The 15,465-nt window shown below is 68.3% G+C and carries 15 protein-coding genes; 1 reads left to right on the top strand and 14 read right to left on the bottom strand.

Annotated elements, in window-relative coordinates; all coding sequences use genetic code 11:
- The first annotated feature begins 401 nt into the window (after nt 1–401).
- The gene (locus tag E5CHR_RS07515; RefSeq protein ID WP_162579104.1) at nt 402–599 is read left to right on the top strand and encodes a hypothetical protein; all 198 of its coding nucleotides are present in this window, start codon (nt 402–404) and stop codon (nt 597–599) included.
- A gap of 376 nt (nt 600–975) precedes the next feature.
- Here the strand turns inward: E5CHR_RS07515 and E5CHR_RS07510 are convergent, their stop codons facing one another.
- From E5CHR_RS07510 to E5CHR_RS07445, 14 genes are all read right to left on the bottom strand, one after another.
- A complete protein-coding gene (locus E5CHR_RS07510) occupies nt 976–1,833 on the bottom strand; it encodes a formate dehydrogenase accessory sulfurtransferase FdhD (protein WP_162579103.1) in 858 nt (285 codons plus the stop codon).
- On the bottom strand, nt 1,830–2,219 hold the full coding sequence (locus E5CHR_RS07505) for a hypothetical protein (RefSeq protein ID WP_162579102.1): 390 nt from the start codon (nt 2,217–2,219) through the stop codon (nt 1,830–1,832). The genes E5CHR_RS07510 and E5CHR_RS07505 overlap by 4 nt, the downstream gene beginning before the upstream one ends.
- Nucleotides 2,216–3,460, bottom strand: a complete 1,245-nt coding sequence (locus tag E5CHR_RS07500; protein ID WP_162583615.1) for a formate dehydrogenase subunit gamma — start codon at nt 3,458–3,460, stop codon at nt 2,216–2,218. The genes E5CHR_RS07505 and E5CHR_RS07500 overlap by 4 nt, the downstream gene beginning before the upstream one ends.
- Nucleotides 3,461–3,488: 28 nt before the next feature.
- A complete protein-coding gene (locus E5CHR_RS07495) occupies nt 3,489–3,752 on the bottom strand; it encodes a hypothetical protein (protein ID WP_162579101.1) in 264 nt (87 codons plus the stop codon).
- Complete coding sequence (gene fdh3B, locus E5CHR_RS07490) at nt 3,749–4,369, bottom strand: formate dehydrogenase FDH3 subunit beta (protein WP_068680177.1); 621 nt, start codon at nt 4,367–4,369, stop codon at nt 3,749–3,751. The genes E5CHR_RS07495 and fdh3B overlap by 4 nt, the downstream gene beginning before the upstream one ends.
- A 94-nt stretch (nt 4,370–4,463) precedes the next feature.
- Nucleotides 4,464–7,457, bottom strand: a complete 2,994-nt coding sequence (locus tag E5CHR_RS07485; RefSeq protein WP_162579100.1) for a formate dehydrogenase subunit alpha — start codon at nt 7,455–7,457, stop codon at nt 4,464–4,466.
- Between the two features lie 13 nt (nt 7,458–7,470).
- A complete protein-coding gene (locus tag E5CHR_RS07480; RefSeq protein WP_162579099.1) occupies nt 7,471–7,695 on the bottom strand; it encodes a formate dehydrogenase in 225 nt (74 codons plus the stop codon).
- Between the two features lie 115 nt (nt 7,696–7,810).
- Nucleotides 7,811–8,428, bottom strand: a complete 618-nt coding sequence (locus tag E5CHR_RS07475) for a TorD/DmsD family molecular chaperone (protein WP_162579098.1) — start codon at nt 8,426–8,428, stop codon at nt 7,811–7,813.
- A 55-nt stretch (nt 8,429–8,483) separates the two neighbouring features.
- A complete protein-coding gene (locus E5CHR_RS07470) occupies nt 8,484–10,598 on the bottom strand; it encodes a 4Fe-4S binding protein (protein WP_232061989.1) in 2,115 nt (704 codons plus the stop codon).
- Nucleotides 10,522–11,127, bottom strand: coding sequence for a DUF3306 domain-containing protein (locus E5CHR_RS07465; protein WP_162579097.1), 606 nt, complete (start codon nt 11,125–11,127; stop codon nt 10,522–10,524). Before E5CHR_RS07465 ends, E5CHR_RS07470 begins: the two co-directional genes overlap by 77 nt.
- On the bottom strand, nt 11,120–11,716 hold the full coding sequence (locus E5CHR_RS07460) for a DUF3305 domain-containing protein (protein ID WP_162579096.1): 597 nt from the start codon (nt 11,714–11,716) through the stop codon (nt 11,120–11,122). The genes E5CHR_RS07465 and E5CHR_RS07460 overlap by 8 nt, the downstream gene beginning before the upstream one ends.
- A 219-nt stretch (nt 11,717–11,935) precedes the next feature.
- Nucleotides 11,936–12,793: a ChbG/HpnK family deacetylase gene (locus E5CHR_RS07455; RefSeq protein WP_232061988.1), complete on the bottom strand. Its 858-nt coding sequence runs from the start codon at nt 12,791–12,793 to the stop codon at nt 11,936–11,938.
- 49 nt (nt 12,794–12,842) lie between these two features.
- The gene (locus E5CHR_RS07450; protein ID WP_162579094.1) at nt 12,843–14,405 is read right to left on the bottom strand and encodes a glycosyltransferase family 39 protein; all 1,563 of its coding nucleotides are present in this window, start codon (nt 14,403–14,405) and stop codon (nt 12,843–12,845) included.
- Nucleotides 14,402–15,439, bottom strand: coding sequence for a glycosyltransferase family 2 protein (locus E5CHR_RS07445; RefSeq protein WP_232061987.1), 1,038 nt, complete (start codon nt 15,437–15,439; stop codon nt 14,402–14,404). The genes E5CHR_RS07450 and E5CHR_RS07445 overlap by 4 nt, the downstream gene beginning before the upstream one ends.
- Between the last annotated feature and the right edge of the window lie 26 nt (nt 15,440–15,465).

Genomic DNA, 15,465 nt, shown 5'->3' with positions numbered 1-15,465 from the left:
CATAGCCGATGCCCGGCGTGGGGTCGGGTTGCGGGGGCTTCCTGTGGGGGGATGCGACATCCGGTGTCGATCTTCGGGTGGGTGTCGATCTTCGGCTGGGACTTGCTCCTTCTCCCCGTCTAGCTCCCTCCCCTCGAGGGGGTTGGGGGGGCACAGCCTGGCTATCGATTCGTACGTTGCCGTTGGTATGAGGCCGGAGCCGGGGCGTCGTCCCGGCAGCCGAGTCACTTTCTTTTGCTTCGCCAAAAGAAAGTGACCAAAGAAAAGGCGACCCCACTGGCCGCATCCCTCCGCTTCGCTGCGGGAAGCCTCCGGTGCTCGCTTTTCGCGGGGTCCGCGCAAACTCGCCTGCGGCTCAAACACGCGCGGCCCTGATCCGCGCACATCTCCATGTCATGTCCATGTCCATGTCCATGTCCGTGCTCGTGCTCGTGCTCGTGCTCGTGCTCGTGCTCAAGTGCGAGCGCATACGCACGCCCCTGTTCCAGGCCTCGCGCAGCGAGGCCGCTGGTGGCCGAGCGAAGCAATGGCCCGTCGATATCCCCTCTGCGCGTGCCGAGGAGCGGAGCTTTTCGCGGATCAGGGCCGCGCGTGTTTGAGCCGCAGGCGAGTTTGCGCGGACCCCGCGAAAAGCGAGCACCGCAGGTTGCCCGTAGCGAAGCGAAGGGTCACGCGCAGTGGGGTCGCCTTTTCTTTGGTTACTTTCTTTTGGCGAAGCAAAAGAAAGTGACTCGGCTGCCGGGACGACATCCCGGCTCCGGCCTCAAACCAACAGCAATGGATCCATCGAAAGTACGGTGCCCTCCTGGAACGGCGCCGCGCCCGCAAACCCGCTGCCGTGGAAACCGCCCCCATGGAAACCGCCGCCGCCCCCCGCCTCGTTGCGCGAAGCCGGGCGCGACGGCGGCAGCCGCGGCGACGAACAGGGCGGCCAAGATTCGTTCGACCCCCTGCCGCCAACCCCAGTTCACGCCCTTACCGGAGCGCCAGTTCGGGCTGCAGCGCCAGCCGCTCGAAGCCCGCGTAGCAGATGAAGCGCCGGTTGGTCGCGCGCCCGATGGCGCACAGCCCCACGCGCAGGGCAACCTCGTGGCCCATCTGCGTGATGCCGCTGCGCGAAACCACGATGGCCACCCCCATCTGGGCCGACTTGATCACCATCTCGCTGGTCAGGCGACCGGTGGTGTAGAACACGCGTCCGCCTGCGAGCCGCCCGGGCGGCTGCATCGCAATCCAGCCGGCAATGGTGTCGATCGCGTTATGGCGGCCCACGTCCTCGACGAAGCACTGCATGCGCGCGTCATCATCGCCCTCGCCAAGCGTGAACAGGGCACAGCCGTGCACCGAACCGGCCGACTTGTAGGTGCTCTCCTGGAGCCGGATCGCGTTGACCAGCGCATAGAGCTGCGACTGCCGCATGCGCGTCGCAGGCAGTTCGACGCGATCGATGCCCGCCATCAGCTCGCCGAACACGCTGCCCTGGCCGCAGCCGGTGGTGACCACCTTCTTGGCGGTGCGCTCCTCGATCCGGTCGATGCCGGCGTGGGTCTTCACGGCCGCGGCGCCCACCTCCCAGTCGACCGTGATCGACTCGACGTCCGCCGCCGACTCGATCAGCCGCTGGTTCAGCAGGTAGCCGAGCACCAGCAACTCGGGCTGTGCACCTAGCGTCATCAGCGTGACGAGCTCGCGCCGGTCGACATAGACCGTCAGGTCGCGTTCAGCGGGTATCGACACCGAGCCGTGCTCGCCATGCTCGTCGACGACTTCCACTTCGCGCGTGAGCTCGGCGCGTGCCGAGGTCAGGCGTGGAAGCGGCGGGGCATGCGTCACTGCTTCGGCGTGGGATTGATGGCCGCGGCGGGCTGGTTGTTGCTCGGCGGGGACGAGGCGTTGCCCGGCGGCGAGTGAGCGCCCGATGCCTCCAGCGGCTTCTGCTCCTGCGGCGTGAAGGCGAAGGGGCCCGGGTCGGCACACGGGGGGAGCGAAGGCGGCGGCGCCAACTGCTTGCCGGCGGCCGCCGCGTCCGCGCGGTACTTGGCCGCGACCTTGTCCTGCGATTCGCACAGCTTGTAGGCCTCGACCTTTCCGCTCCAGGCGGTCCTGGCGGCGGCTTCGGCTGCCTTGGCCTTGGCTTCGGGCGTGTCGGGCGGCGCGGGCAGCTTGGCGAAAGCGCTCGCGGCCAGCGCGAGGCCACAGGCGATCACGGTCTTCTTCATGAGGGGTTTCCTTCGACGCGGGCGGGGGGCACCGGCATGGCCGGGGGCAGCTCGGCGCTGCGCTGGGCCGGGATCTTGCCGGCCACGATGTCGTCGTACCAATACGCGTGGTGCTCGCGGGCCCAGGTCTCGTCCACGTAGCCGTGTCGCATGGCATCGTAGGCGCCCGTCATGCCGATCGTCCCGATGTAGATGTGGCCGAGGATCATCGCCATCATGAGGATCGTCGACACCCCGTGGATCATGTGCGCGACCTGCATCTCGCCGCGCGTGTAGACGAAGCCCGGCAGCAGCTTGTCGAGGAAGAGGCCCGAGCCGGCAATGATCGCGCCCAGCACGAGAACGCCGCCCCAGAAGACCAGCTTTTCGCCGGCATTGAAGCGGTGCGATGGCGGCTCGGCGCTGCCGAACAGTCCCCCCGCCTTGGCCAGCCATCTCAGGTCGGCCATGCTGGGCAGGTTGTCTCGCACGAAAGTGATGAACATCAGCACGAGGGAGACCACGAACAGCGGACCGACGAAGTTGTGGAGGGTCTTGAGCGCGTAGGTCAAGCCGCCGAAAAGCGACGCGCCGATGATCGGGAGCAGGAAGAACTGGCCGAACGCCATCACCAGCCCGGAGACCGCCAGCACCACGAAGGCGATCGCGTTGGACCAGTGGGTGGCGCGTTCGAAGGGCGTGAAGCGCTCGATCTTGCGGCCGGTGGGCGCACCATGCAGCCGAATCGGCCCGTGCGTGAAGTAGTAGATGGCGATCGCCAGCAGCACCACGAAGAGAAACGCGGCACCGTACGGAATGATCCACTGGTTGCGCACCTGGCGCCACGCCTCGCCGGCGTTGGTCAGGCGCGAGCCGGGGTACTTCACGAAAGGCTGGATCAGGTTGCCGGCCTCGGGCGCCTGCGAAACGGGCAGGCTGCTGTAGCCGGTCACGCCCTGCCCCACCTGCCGCCACATCGGCGCATTGTTGCCGGGCTGCACCTTCATGCGTTCGCCGTTGCTCTGCTGGAAGTAGTTCGGATCGGCGCTGGCCTCGGGCTTGACCTCGAAGATGTTCTGGCCGCGGATGCCGCCCGCCTGCGAGGCTGCGGGTGCTTCGACAGAAGGCGCCTGGGGCGCGGGCGCACCGCTGACAGCGCCACCACCCGCAGCGGGGTTCGGCGTCTGCGCCATGCCCGGGCCGGATGCCAGCGCGGCTGTCAATGCCGCGGTCAGCGCCAGGGCGTTCAGCAGCTTGTTCATGAAGCTCATGCAGCCTCCTTGCGCTTCTTCAGTTGTCGCGGGTGTAGTCGTTCTGGCCGTTCTGGGTCCGGACCTTGAGCTGCTGCTGCCAGGCGTTCTTGTCGCCCACTTTCCAGCCGGGGGCGGTGAACGCCGTACCGGCGGTCGCCTGCGTGCCGGAGTTGGCGCCGGTGCTGGTGCCGCTCCACGGCGCGGCGTCGTACTTCACGCCCTGAGCGTTGGTCTGCGGCTTCTCGCTGCAGGCGGCGAGCGACACCACGGCCGCCGCGATGATCAACGTTGCGCGCCTCACTTGGTGCCTCCGTTGGTCGGCGTGCCGGCCTGCTGCGAGCCATACGCGGTGCCCCAGCCCCAGACCTCGGCACCCTTGCCGCGATGCAGCACGCGGGTGCGGAAGATGTCGGCCACCACATCGCCGTCGCCGGCCAGCAGCGCCTTGGTCGAGCACATCTCGGCGCAGGCCGGCAACTTGCCCTCGGCCAGGCGGTTGCGCCCGTACTTCTCGAACTCGGCCTGCGAGCCGTTGGCCTCGGGCCCGCCGGCGCAGAAGGTGCATTTGTCCATCTTGCCGCGAGCGCCGAACGTGCCCTGGGCCGGGAACTGGGGGGCGCCGAAAGGGCAGGCATAGGAGCAGTAGCCGCAGCCGATGCAGACGTCCTTGTCGTGCAGCACGACGCCCTCTTCCGTGCGGTAGAAGCATTGCACCGGGCACACCGCCATGCAGGGCGCATCGGAGCAATGCATGCAGGCCACCGAGATCGACTTCTCGCCCGGCACCCCATCGTTGAGCGTGACGACCCGGCGGCGGTTCACGCCCCAGGGCACCTCGTTCTCGTTCTTGCAGGCAGTGACGCAGCCGTTGCACTCGATGCAGCGCTCGGCGTCGCAGACAAACTTCATTCGCGCCATATCAATGCCTCCTGCCGAGCCGCCTCAAAGGAGGCATGCGCCCCCTCGGGGGGCAGCGAATACACGAAGTGATGAGCGTGGGGGCACATACTGTTCAAGCCTTCTCGATGTTGCAGATGGTGGTCTTGGTCTCTTGCATCATGGTCACGCTGTCGTAGCCATAGGTGGTCGAGGTGTTGATCGCCTCCCCGCGCACCACCGGCGCCGCGCCTGACGGGTAGTAGGACAGCATGTCCGCGCCCTGCCAGTGGCCCGAGAAGTGGAAGGGCATGAACACGGTGTCCGGCCCCACCCGCTCGGTGACCAACGCCTGCACATTGAGCCTGGCGCCGGTGGGCGTGTGGACCCAGGCGCGCTCGCCGTTGCGGATGTTCTTCTCGGCCGCGACCTTCGGGTTGATCTCGATGAACATCTCCTGCTGCAGTTCGGCGAGCCAGGGGTTGGAGCGGGTTTCCTCGCCACCGCCCTCGTACTCGACCAGCCGGCCCGAGGTCATGATGTAGGGGAACTTCTCGGCCACCTTGTCGGCGATGTTCTTCTGCTGCACGCTCTTGTAGAGGGTCGGCAGGCGCCAGAAGGCCATCTTGTCGTCGTGCGTCGGGTACTTGGCCATCAGGTCCGGACGCGTGCCATACAGCGGTTCGCGGTGCTGCGGGATGGCATCCGGAAAGTTCCAGACCAGCGCGCGCGCCTTGGCATTGCCGAAGACGTGGCAACCATGGTTCTTCATGGTCACGCGGATGATGCCGCCCGAAGGGTCGGTCTTCCAGTTCTTGCCCTCCGCCTTGGCCTTTTCGGCATCGGTGAGTTCGTCCCACCAGCCCAGCTTCTTCAGCAGCAGGTGATCGAATTCCGGATAGCCGGTGGTGATCTCGGCGCCCAGCGAATGCGATCCGTCCTCGGCGAGCAGGTTCTTGCCGTTGCGCTCGACACCGAAGTTGGCGCGGAAGTTGCCGCCGCCGTCCATCACGTGCCGGCTGGTGTCGTAGAGGTTGGCGCTGCCCGGGTGCTTGAGCTCGGGCGTGCCGTAGCAGGGCCACGGCAGGCCGAAGTAGTCGCCGCTAAGGTCGTAGCCGTTGACCTTGTCCTTGCCCGACTTGGCGCGCAGCGTGCGCACGTCGAAGGCGCCCATGTTGCGCATGTGGGCCTGCAGGCGTTCGGGGCTCTGGCCGGTGTAGCCGATGGTCCAGCAGCTTCTATTGATCTCGCGCAGGATGTCGTCGGGGATGGGCTCGTCCATGCCCTTGACCTTCTGCATCTTGTAGTTCTTGCTGAGTTCCTTCCCGAAGCCGAGCCGGTCGGCGAACTGCTGCATGATCATGTGGTCGCTGCGGCTCTCCCACAGTGGTTCGATGACCTTCTCGCGCCATTGCAGCGAGCGGTTGGATGCGGTGACCGAGCCGCTGGTCTCGAACTGGGTGCATGCCGGCAGCAGGTAGACCGCGCGCTTGGGGTTCAGGTCCTCGGGCCGACCCGGCATGGCGGCCATGGCCGCGGTCGCCGAAGGGTACGGGTCGACCACCACCAGCAGGTCCAGCTTGTCCATGGCCCGCTTCATCTCGAGGCCGCGGGTCTGCGAATTGGGTGCATGGCCCCAGTAGAAAACGCCGCGCAGGTTCGAATCCTGGTCGATCAGCTCGTTCTTCTCGAGCACGCCGTCGATCCAGCGCGAGACCGTGATGCCGGGCTTGGTCATCATCGCGGGCGACGCGAACTGCTTCTTGATCCACTCGTAGTCGACGCCCCATGCCGTGGCGAAGTGCTTCCAGGCGCCCTCGGCGATGCCGTAGTACCCGGGCAGCGAGTCGGGATTGGGACCCACGTCGGTGGCGCCCTGCACGTTGTCGTGGCCGCGGAAGATGTTGGTGCCGCCGCCCGACTTGCCCACATTGCCCAGCGCCAGCTGCAGGATGCAGGACGCGCGCACCATGGCGTTGCCGATGCTGTGCTGGGTCTGGCCCATGCACCAGACGATGGTGCCGGGGCGGTTCTCGTTGAGCCAGGTCGCGATCTTCAGCATCTGGGCCTCCTTGACGCCACAGGCCTCCTCGACCTTGTCGGGCGTCCACTTGGCCATCACGTCGGCGCGCACCTCTTCCATGCCGAAGACGCGGTCGTTGATGTACTTCTTGTCTTCCCAGCCGTTCTTGAAGATGAGGTGCAGCAGGCCGAACAGGAAGGGGATGTCGGACCCCGACCGGATGCGCACGTACTCGTCGGCCTTGGCGGCGGTGCGCGTGAACCGCGGATCGACCACGATCATCTTGCAGCCGTTTTCCTTGGCATGCAGCATGTGCAGCATGCTCACGGGGTGGGCCTCGGCGGCGTTCGAGCCGATGTACAGCGCCACCTTGGCGTTGCGCATGTCGTTGTACGAATTGGTCATGGCGCCGTAGCCCCATGTGTTCGCCACGCCCGCGACGGTGGTCGAGTGGCAGATGCGCGCCTGGTGGTCGCAGTTGTTGCTGCCGAAGAAGCTCACGAACTTGCGCAGCAGGTACGACTGCTCGTTGCTGTGCTTGCTGGAGCCGATCCAGTAGACCGAATCGGGCCCGCTGGCCTGGCGCAGGTCCTTGAGCTTGGCCGTGATCTCGTCGAGCGCCTGGTCCCAGCCGATGCGCTGGTACTTGCCGTCGACCAGCTTCATCGGGTAGCGCAGCCGGTATTCGCCGTGGCCGTGCTCGCGCAGCGCGGCACCCTTGGCGCAATGGGCCCCCAGGTTGAGCGGCGAGTCGAAGACCGGCTCCTGCCGGACCCAGACGCCGTTCTCGACCACGGCGTCGGAGGCGCAACCCACCGAGCAGTGGGTGCAGACGGTGCGCCGAACCTCGATCTTGCCGGTGCCCACGGCCGCAGGCCTGCCCTCGGCCGCTTGCGACTTGCGCATCAGCGTGAGCTGGCCGGCAGCCAGCCCGACACCCACGCCGAGGCCCGAGCGCCGCAGGAAGGCGCGTCGGTCCATGGTCGGCAAGGCATTGGAAAGACCGCGCCGCAGGCTGTGGACGAAGGGCGCGGCGGACGAAGACGAAGACGAATGAATCGATCGGCCGTCACGCGCGGTGACGCTCGACTTGCGGGTCAGCAACATGGTGTGTCGTTCCTCAGGCCGAAGTGGACTGGTAGTAGCGCTTGACGTGTTCGCTCAGGCTGTAGCCGCCGCCGTTCTCGGGCGCCGGCTTGGCGGCTGGTGTAGCGGCGGAGGCTGGCGCCTCGACGACCTTGGGCAGCACCGTGACGGCAGCTGCGGCTGCGCCGACCGAGGCGGCGCCCAGAAAAAAGCTCCGGCGTGACGCCGGCTTGGTGCCGGCGGCTTGGCTGTCCTGCATATCTTCTCCAGGAGTGGCTCATCAAAACTGGATATGAAACCAGTTACATATCTTTGGATACTAGTCCAGACCCTAATAAGTCGGCAACGAATGCCCCCGCGCTGCTGTGCCGGCCTCAGTCCAGCATGTCGAAGCCCTGGGCCTCGACCTCGGCAAAGGCGCGGGTCAGCGCGGCGAGGGCGACGTAGAAGTGCGCCTTCGGATGCTGCGCCACCGCATCGCACATCGCGGGCATCCAGGGCTGCACATGGGTGGCGAAGAAGGCCTGCTGCTGCGTCAGGTTGGCCACCGCAACATCCTCGCCCGCAATCAGGTAGCGCATCACCTCGAACAGGCAGGCGACGTGGTCTTCGGTCTCGGACACCGCTTGCTGGCGTGCCAGGCCCAGCCGGTCCAGGTCGCCGCGCAGGCGCGCCAGCGGCTTGTCATTGAGGAAACCGCTGAGGTAGTGCGAGCCGAACAGGTAGATCTCCGGCTTGCCGATGCCGCCGAAGAGCGCGTCGTACTCGTCGCGCACCGCCGCCGCTTCGAGGCCGCGCGCCACGCCCACCAGCTGGCGCCACGGCTCCTCGAGAAAGGCGCCGGCGGCCGGCGCCTCGGTGGGCGCGACCTGGAAGGCGGCAAGCAGGTCGGCGTCGGGCGGCGCATACCAGAGCCGCGCGAGCAGCCCGTAGAGCTCGGCGCGCGCGAGCTCCTCGTCGAGCGCGGAAGTGGCAGGAAATCGCTCGCTCATCGAGAAACCTCCGCGCGATGCGCTGCGGTAGTCGTCATGGGAACGGCGCATCGGCTCATAGCTGCGTGATCTTGAGTTCGTCGGAGGCGCTGTACAGGTCGATGACCCGGCAGTCGCTGCACATCTTCAAACGATCCAGCGCCTCGCCCTGGAACATCGCGTGGCCCGCCAGCTTCCCGAGCATGGCCTCGATGGCTTTCTGCGTGCCGAAGGGCTTGTCGCAGCGAATGCAGCGCCAGGGCTTCGCTTCGTTGAGGACCACCGGCTGGCTGCGCTCTGGCGCCACGAGCAGCCGCGGCACGAGCGAGACGGCATCCTCGGGGCAGGTGCTGGCGCACAGGCCGCACTGCACGCAGTTCTTCTCGACGAAGCGCAGCTGCGGTGCGTTGGGGTTGTCCTGCAAGGCGCTCGCCGGGCAGGCGCTCACGCAGGCCAGGCACATCGTGCACTTGTTCTTGTCGACCTCGATGGCGCCGTAGGGCGAGGCCGCGGGCAGCGCGATGGCGAGCGGCGCATCGCGGCCGGTCTTCATGGCCGGCGCCGCATCGACGAGGTGGTCGAGTGCGAGTTCGAGGGTGCTGCGCTTTTCGGCACCGACGGCGAAGCGGGCCGGCGCTGCAGGGCGTTGCGGATGCGCTTCGCACAGTTGCGCCAGCGCCTGGTCCAGCACCGCGGGCTGGGACGCCTCGATCAGCCGGAAATGCGTGCCGGCGTAGCCGAGCCCCGCGAGCACGGCCTGCGCGATGCCCATCTGCGCGCGCAGCGCATCGACGTAGGCAGGCGCTTCCTCGCCGGTCGTCAGAACCGCCACCTGCGAGGCGCCGAAGGCGATGGCACTCAGCCAGAGGTCGATGCCGGTGCTTGCCGCATGCCAGAGGCCGTACGGGATCACCGGGGCCGGCACGCCCTGCGCGCGGCCGAGCCGCGCCTGGCGGCCCAATTGCTCGATCAAGGCCTGGCCGCCTTCGCGGCCGTGCAGCAGCACCACCGCATCGCGCCCGCCCGCCAGTGCATACGTGGACAGCAGCGTGCGCAGCCGGGTTCCCTGGTCGGGCGCATGCGGATAGGCGTAGCCCAGCGCGCCCGTCGGGCACACGGTGGTGCAGGCGCCGCAGCCGACGCAGAGGTTTGGATTCACGACGATGCGCTGGCGCGCCTTGTCGCTGCTCACGGCGTGGGCCGAGCAGACCTCGATGCAGGCATTGCAGCCCACCTGCTCGTTGCGGCTATGGGCGCAGAGCTTCTGCCGGTAGTCGAAGAACTTCGGCTTCTCGAACTCGCCCACCAGCTCGCGCAGCTGCAGCAGGGTCGAAGGCGCCTGCGCATTCGCCAGGCCGCCGGGCAGGTGAAAGTAGCCCTGCGGCGGTGCATGCCAGTCGATCAGCGGCGCCTCGCCCAGGTCGAGCACCAGGTCGAAGCCGGCCTCGAGGGCTTCGGGCGCGCGGCCGAAGTCGATCGCGCCGGCCACCGTGCAGGCGCGCTCGCAATCGCGGTGCGACCGGCACTTCGCGTCGTCGATCTGGTAGTCCAGGCCGATCGCCTGCTCGGGGCAGGCCACGACGCAGGCATTGCAGCGGGTGCACAGGTCGAGGTCGATCGCGTTGTCATGCGTCCAGCGCAGCTGGAAGGCGCCGAGCCAGCCGGCGAGCGCGTCGATGCGGCCTGCGATGACGGGCCAGCGGCGCTCCTGCGCACCGCCTGCGCTGCCGGGGCCGCGCGAGAAGATGGTGACCTCCAACGTATCGGCCAGCATCGCTGAGACCCGCTCGGCCTCGTCGAGCACGCCGAGCACCAGCACCCGCCCCTGGCTCTTGTAGCTGACCACGCCGACCGGCTCGGGCTCCGGCAGCCGGGCCTGCGCGAGCAGCGCCGCGATCTTGGGGCTGGCGCCCGCCGCATCGCGGCTCCAGCCGCCGGTCTCGCGGATGTTGACGAAGCGGATGGGCGACTCGGCGCCGGGCGTTTGCTGCGCGAGCTCGCCGAAGAGGCGCTTCTCCTGCGTGCAGGCCACCACCACGTCGTCGCCGGACTGGATGGCGCGCTGGAAGGCCGGCGCCTCGCGGCGGCACAGCGTGGAATGCAGGGGCAGTGTTTCAGCCAGCGCCGCGCCGAGGGTCTTCGGCTCGAGCGGCATCGTCTTGTTGCAGTCGCAGATCAGCGTGGTGGTCATCGGCTTCTTGGCGTGCCGGTTGCCCATCGGCGGCAACCGGCTGGCTGGGAACGGTGTCGGTGGTGGTCGACTGTGCCACGTCCGGCAATGCGTCGGCCTCAGGGTTTTTGTCGGGCTGCTCATCGAACAGCTTCATGAACTTCGCGCTCGCCATCTGGCGCAGGACGCTCTCGGGTACGGGCGTCGAAACGGAATAGTCGTCGATGTAAGTGTCGAGCCCATCCATGACATTGAAGTGGGGATCGGCAAACAGCTTCTTGAGTGCGGCGTTCTTGACCTCGGGCGCGACGTTGCTGGCGAGGAAAGGCTTGAAGTCGGATTCGGGATTGAGCGCTTCGGTGTCCGCAAGCGTCGGCGGGGCCATTTCTCCTTCCTCCTTTGGGGGAAGGTCGGGATGGGGGGCCTCAGCCTCCACGACCGGCGCAACCGGCGCAGCCTCCGCAGGCGCTTTCTCCGCCTCTTCCGGCGCTTCCCCTTCCCTCACCCGCTGCTTGCGCCGGGACCAGCGCTCGAAGAACCCCTCAGACATCGCCCGCTCCGCGCCCGCGCTTCTTCTCGGTCGACACGCTGGCCGCATTGCCGAAGCGGTCCACCAACGGCCTGAAACTCTGCGGCCGCTGGCGACGCTTCGGTTCGGCCACGTGGTGCTCGTCGACCCAGGTGCGCAGCCATTCCACCACCTCGGCCGGGGCCGGCACCTGCTCCACGTTTTCCTGCGCATCGAGCCAGCGACCGGCCTCGTTGTAGCTCAGCGTCACCACCACCGGGCGGGCGATCGGCTCGGGCGCCACGGTAGCTTCATCCTCGAGGCGCCACAGCACGAACCATCCTGGCGCGGGCGTCGTTGCGTTGAGCTCGTAACCTTCGGCGTCATCGCGAAACAATTCGACCTTGAAGCCCGGGTGCAGCCAGCGCTGCACTTCGTCGTCTTGCTGCAGCAGGCGCGGCGCACTGCCGAAGCCGGGTTCGTCAGGTATCACGCCCTCAAGCGTCCAGCGCCAGGGCTGCCAGTGGCTGGAGGGCCCGTGCAGCCGTTCGCGCCGCATCACGACCGCGACCTCGAGCAAGGGGCGCGCGCCGATGTCGTCGTCGATGTTCGGACCGGAGGGCGGGTTCATGCGCCTGACGATAGCCGATGCGGCGGATGGACACCGCGCCGCGGCTATTGCGCAGCCGGTTGAGGGCGATTCGGTCCAGGCAGCAGGGCAGCGCCCGGGCGCCGTGCAGGCGCGGCTTCGAGCGCACTGCGACCTCGCGCGCGGCGGCGGCGACCATCAGCGTCACGACGAGCACGGCGGCGAGCGGCTCGAGCCGGGCAGGGGACGTGCTTGGATGGACTATTCGATGGACTGGGCACGGGCCTCGGACTTGACAGGCGGTTGGCGGGAAAGCGGGCGCAGCAGGACCCTGCCCCCCTCGGTCTCCACCGGAAAGGCCAGCGTGCGTAACACGGCGTACTCGTGGCGCCGGGCTGCATCGTGCGCGACCCATGCATCACCGAGCGACGGGTGGCACATCAGCACATCGCCGCTGCGGCAGATGGCGATCCATTGCAGCAGCCGATGCCGATAGGCCACTGCGCCGCCGTCGAAGCCATAGATGCCGAGCAGGGCACCGCTGGTCGCGATGGCGCGCTCGGCAGCCAGCGCGCAAAGGCGCCGGCCGCCGAGCGCGAAGACCACCTCGGCCTTCGTTCTCGGAAAGAATCGTGCTGCTGCCGGCGGAGCGGTGCTGCGGATCCAGGGCGCCGCGAGGCCGTAGCGAAGAGCCACCTCTTCCACCAGCGCCTCCCGCACGACGGGCAATTGGTGTACGTGGCGATGCCCGTCCACGAAGGCCGGCGGCCGGCCCATCCCCTCCTCGAATCGCGTCAGCTGTTCCCGAATCTGGGCCCGCACCGTGCCGGGACGCAGCAGGCCTAGGTAGCTGGCGGCGATCAGGCCGCCAAGCGCAGGTTCCGCCGGCGAGTCCGAGGGCGGGCGGTTCAGCTCGAGGTGAAGCCCGAGGTCGGCGGCGGCCGGGTCGACCTTGCGCAGGCTCGCAGCGCCGGTCGCCCATGCGCCGCGCAGGACCATGCAGGAAGCAGCGCAGATTGCAGCCCGCGCGACGAGATCGAGCACGGCCGCGTTGATGCCCTCGCTCATGCCGAAATCGTCGGCGCAGATGCAGAGAAAGCGATCGCCGCCCGCGTTCACTGGACGGGATCCGCGCTGGGCGGTGCGGTGATGCGCGACGTCGGATGTCTCATGGCAAGACGCCATCTTTCAGCTGCAGGCAGCGCGGATCGCTCGTCGCGCCGCCGGCGAAGCGCCACACGGCGGTGTCACCGTCGACCGCCACCAGGCGCGCCTGCGCCAGCCAGGGCAGGACCACGGGCGCGCCGGAAGAACCGATGAGCCAGGTCGCGTGCGGTACGCACAGCGCCGCGGGGAGCCGACGCACGTCGATCAGCAAGGCCGCGCTGCGCTCGGGGTCGAAGCGGCCGGCCTCGTAGAGCTCCTTGCGCCAGTCGTCGCGCTGGGCCACGGCCGTCGGCGTCCAGTCGGCCGACACCTGCACCGGCTGCCGCAAGCCCCAGTAGAGCGGCAGCTCGTAGTAGTAGGCGCCCAGCATCAGCACCTGGTCCGCCGCCCCCACCGCCTCGCCGGCCGGCAGTTGCAGCCGCTTGCCGGGCGGCGCAGCCTGCAAGGCGAGTCCCACGGCAGCCGCGATGCAGACCGCGCCCGAAGCGATAACCGTCCAGCGCGGCGCGGCGGCCCAGCGCCCGCCCGCCCGCGTCGCACCCAGGGCGGCCGTTGCGATCAGGTAGGCAAGCGGCGGCAGGGCCGGCAGCACATAGCCGACCAGCTTCGAGCGTGGCAGCGAGAAGAAGAGGACGATCACCCCGCACCAGATCCACATCAGCCAGTCCACTTCGGACAGCGGCGCACGAGGGCCGCGCGAGGGCCGCAGCGCGGCTGCCGCCCATGCGATCCACGGCAGCGTCAGCACCGCGATCACCGGCAGGTAGAACCAGAAGGGGTGCTCGCCGTTGAAGCCCCCGCTCGCGAAGCGGCGCACATGCTGCGTGAGGACGAAGTAATCGAGGAAGCCGGGATGGCGCATCTCCACCGCCGCGAACCAGGGCACCATGATCGCCAGCAGCAGCGCCCAGCCGGGCGGCCAGGCCAGCAGCCCGGCGAGTCGGGGGCGGCGGATGGCCGCACACCAGGCCAGGAAAATTCCCCCCGGCAGCACCACGCCGATCAGCCCCTTGGCCAGAACGCCGAGCGCTGCAAAGGCGAAGGCGCCGGCCAGCGTCGCGCGCCAAGGCCCGCCCTGCACCTTCGACAACGCCGCATGGACCGCCAGCAGCAGCGTGGCCGCGATGCAGCCCGCAACCAGCATGTCGAGGTTGGCGTACTGGGCCCCGATGTAGAAGAAGGGCATGGTGGCGAGCACCGCGGCGGCCAGGGTTGCGCGGGCCGGGCCGGCCCAGCGGCGCAGGAATAGGAAGAGCCCCCCCGCCGCCAGCGTGGCGCCGATCAGCGAGGGCAGGCGCGCCGGCCATTCGGAGGCGCCCATCAGCCCCATCGCCGCCGCGCTGATCCAGTAGAAGAGCGGCGGCTTGTGGAAGAAGGGCATCCCGTCCAGCCGCGGCACGATCCAGTCGCCGGAGCGCAGCATCTCGAAGGCCACGCCGGCATAGCGCCCTTCGTCGGGCGACATCAGGGGACGCAGCCAGGCGGTGGCGGCGAACCAGGCGAAGAGGCACGCCAGCACCAGGCCGGCCTGCTCCGGGCCGAAGGTTCCTCGCGCCGCCTTCATGGCTGCGGCGCGTCCAGACCGTGGCCCAGCACCTTCTTCACGACGTAGAGCGGACGCCCTTTCACCTCTTCGAAGATGCGCGCGACGTATTCGCCGACGATGCCGGTGGAAATCATCTGGACGCCCATGAAGAACATGAGGCTCACCACGATGGTGGACCACCCCGACACCGGGTTGCCCACCAGGATGTGCTCGACGATCAGGTAGATGCCGTAGACCAGCGCCGGCAGCGCCAGCAGCAGCCCTGTGATGCTGACCATCCGCAGCGGCCAGGTGGTGAAGGATGTCAGCCCGTCGATCGCGAAGTTGACCAGCCGCGCGGCGCTGAAGCTGCTCTTCCCCTGCGTCCTCGGGCTCGGAGTGTAGGGCAGCGCCACGGCCTTGAAGCCGACCCACGCGTAAAGGCCCTTCATGAAGCGCGTGCGTTCCGGCAGGCTCAGCAGGGCGTCGACCACCCGACGGTCCATCAGGCGGAAGTCGCCCGCGTCCTCGGGCAGCTCGAAGCGCTGCGAGGCGTTCACCAGCTTGTAGAACAGGCGCGTACCCATGCGCTTGAACGCATGCTCGTCGGTCCGCTCCTCCCGCACGGTGTAGACCACCTCGGCGCCCTCCTGCCAGCGCCGCACCATCTCAGCGATCAGCGCGGGCGAATGCTGCAGATCGCCGTCGAGAAGCACGACCGCATCGCCGCAGGCGGCCTGCAGGCCGGCGGTGAGCGCGGCCTCCTTGCCGAAGTTGCGCGACAGGCTGATGCAGCGGAAGCCCGAGAGCTGGCACCATGCCTCGGCAATGGCGACGGTGTCGTCCGCGCTGCCGTCGTCGACCACGATGATCTCCCAATGGAGCTGCGTGGCCCACAGGGTCTCCTCCAGGCTCGACAGCAGCGCGTTGAGGTTGGCGCCCTCGTTGTAGCAGGGGATGACGCAGGAGATGCTGCGGCGTGCCGGTGCGGGTACGCGCTGCTCCAGCTCCGGCACAGCGGCGAGCGGCGCGCGGCTTGCGACTTCCATGGCGGGGCGCGATGGGCTGCTCATGATGTTGCGCTCCATCTCATGGCCCT

Source organism: Variovorax sp. PBS-H4 (genome assembly GCF_901827205.1).
Classification (GTDB): Bacteria; Pseudomonadota; Gammaproteobacteria; order Burkholderiales; family Burkholderiaceae_C; genus Variovorax.
The sequence above is the reverse complement of the archived record's forward strand: the minus strand, read 5'-3'. Positions and strand labels throughout refer to the sequence as shown.

Bases quoted from the DNA above. Each gene is read 5' to 3' on its own strand.
- E5CHR_RS07445 (WP_232061987.1), bottom strand. From the start codon at position 15,439: ATGAGCAGCCCATCGCGCCCCGCCATGGAAGTCGCAAGCCGCGCGCCG.
- E5CHR_RS07470 (WP_232061989.1), bottom strand. From the start codon at position 10,598: ATGACCACCACGCTGATCTGCGACTGCAACAAGACGATGCCGCTCGAG.
- fdh3B (WP_068680177.1), bottom strand. From the start codon at position 4,369: ATGGCGCGAATGAAGTTTGTCTGCGACGCCGAGCGCTGCATCGAGTGC.
- E5CHR_RS07515 (WP_162579104.1), top strand. From the start codon at position 402: ATGTCCATGTCCATGTCCGTGCTCGTGCTCGTGCTCGTGCTCGTGCTC.
- E5CHR_RS07460 (WP_162579096.1), bottom strand. From the start codon at position 11,716: ATGAACCCGCCCTCCGGTCCGAACATCGACGACGACATCGGCGCGCGC.
- E5CHR_RS07465 (WP_162579097.1), bottom strand. From the start codon at position 11,127: ATGTCTGAGGGGTTCTTCGAGCGCTGGTCCCGGCGCAAGCAGCGGGTG.
- E5CHR_RS07485 (WP_162579100.1), bottom strand. From the start codon at position 7,457: ATGTTGCTGACCCGCAAGTCGAGCGTCACCGCGCGTGACGGCCGATCG.
- E5CHR_RS07450 (WP_162579094.1), bottom strand. From the start codon at position 14,405: ATGAAGGCGGCGCGAGGAACCTTCGGCCCGGAGCAGGCCGGCCTGGTG.
- E5CHR_RS07505 (WP_162579102.1), bottom strand. From the start codon at position 2,219: ATGAAGAAGACCGTGATCGCCTGTGGCCTCGCGCTGGCCGCGAGCGCT.
- E5CHR_RS07475 (WP_162579098.1), bottom strand. From the start codon at position 8,428: ATGAGCGAGCGATTTCCTGCCACTTCCGCGCTCGACGAGGAGCTCGCG.
- E5CHR_RS07480 (WP_162579099.1), bottom strand. From the start codon at position 7,695: ATGCAGGACAGCCAAGCCGCCGGCACCAAGCCGGCGTCACGCCGGAGC.
- E5CHR_RS07500 (WP_162583615.1), bottom strand. From the start codon at position 3,460: ATGAACAAGCTGCTGAACGCCCTGGCGCTGACCGCGGCATTGACAGCC.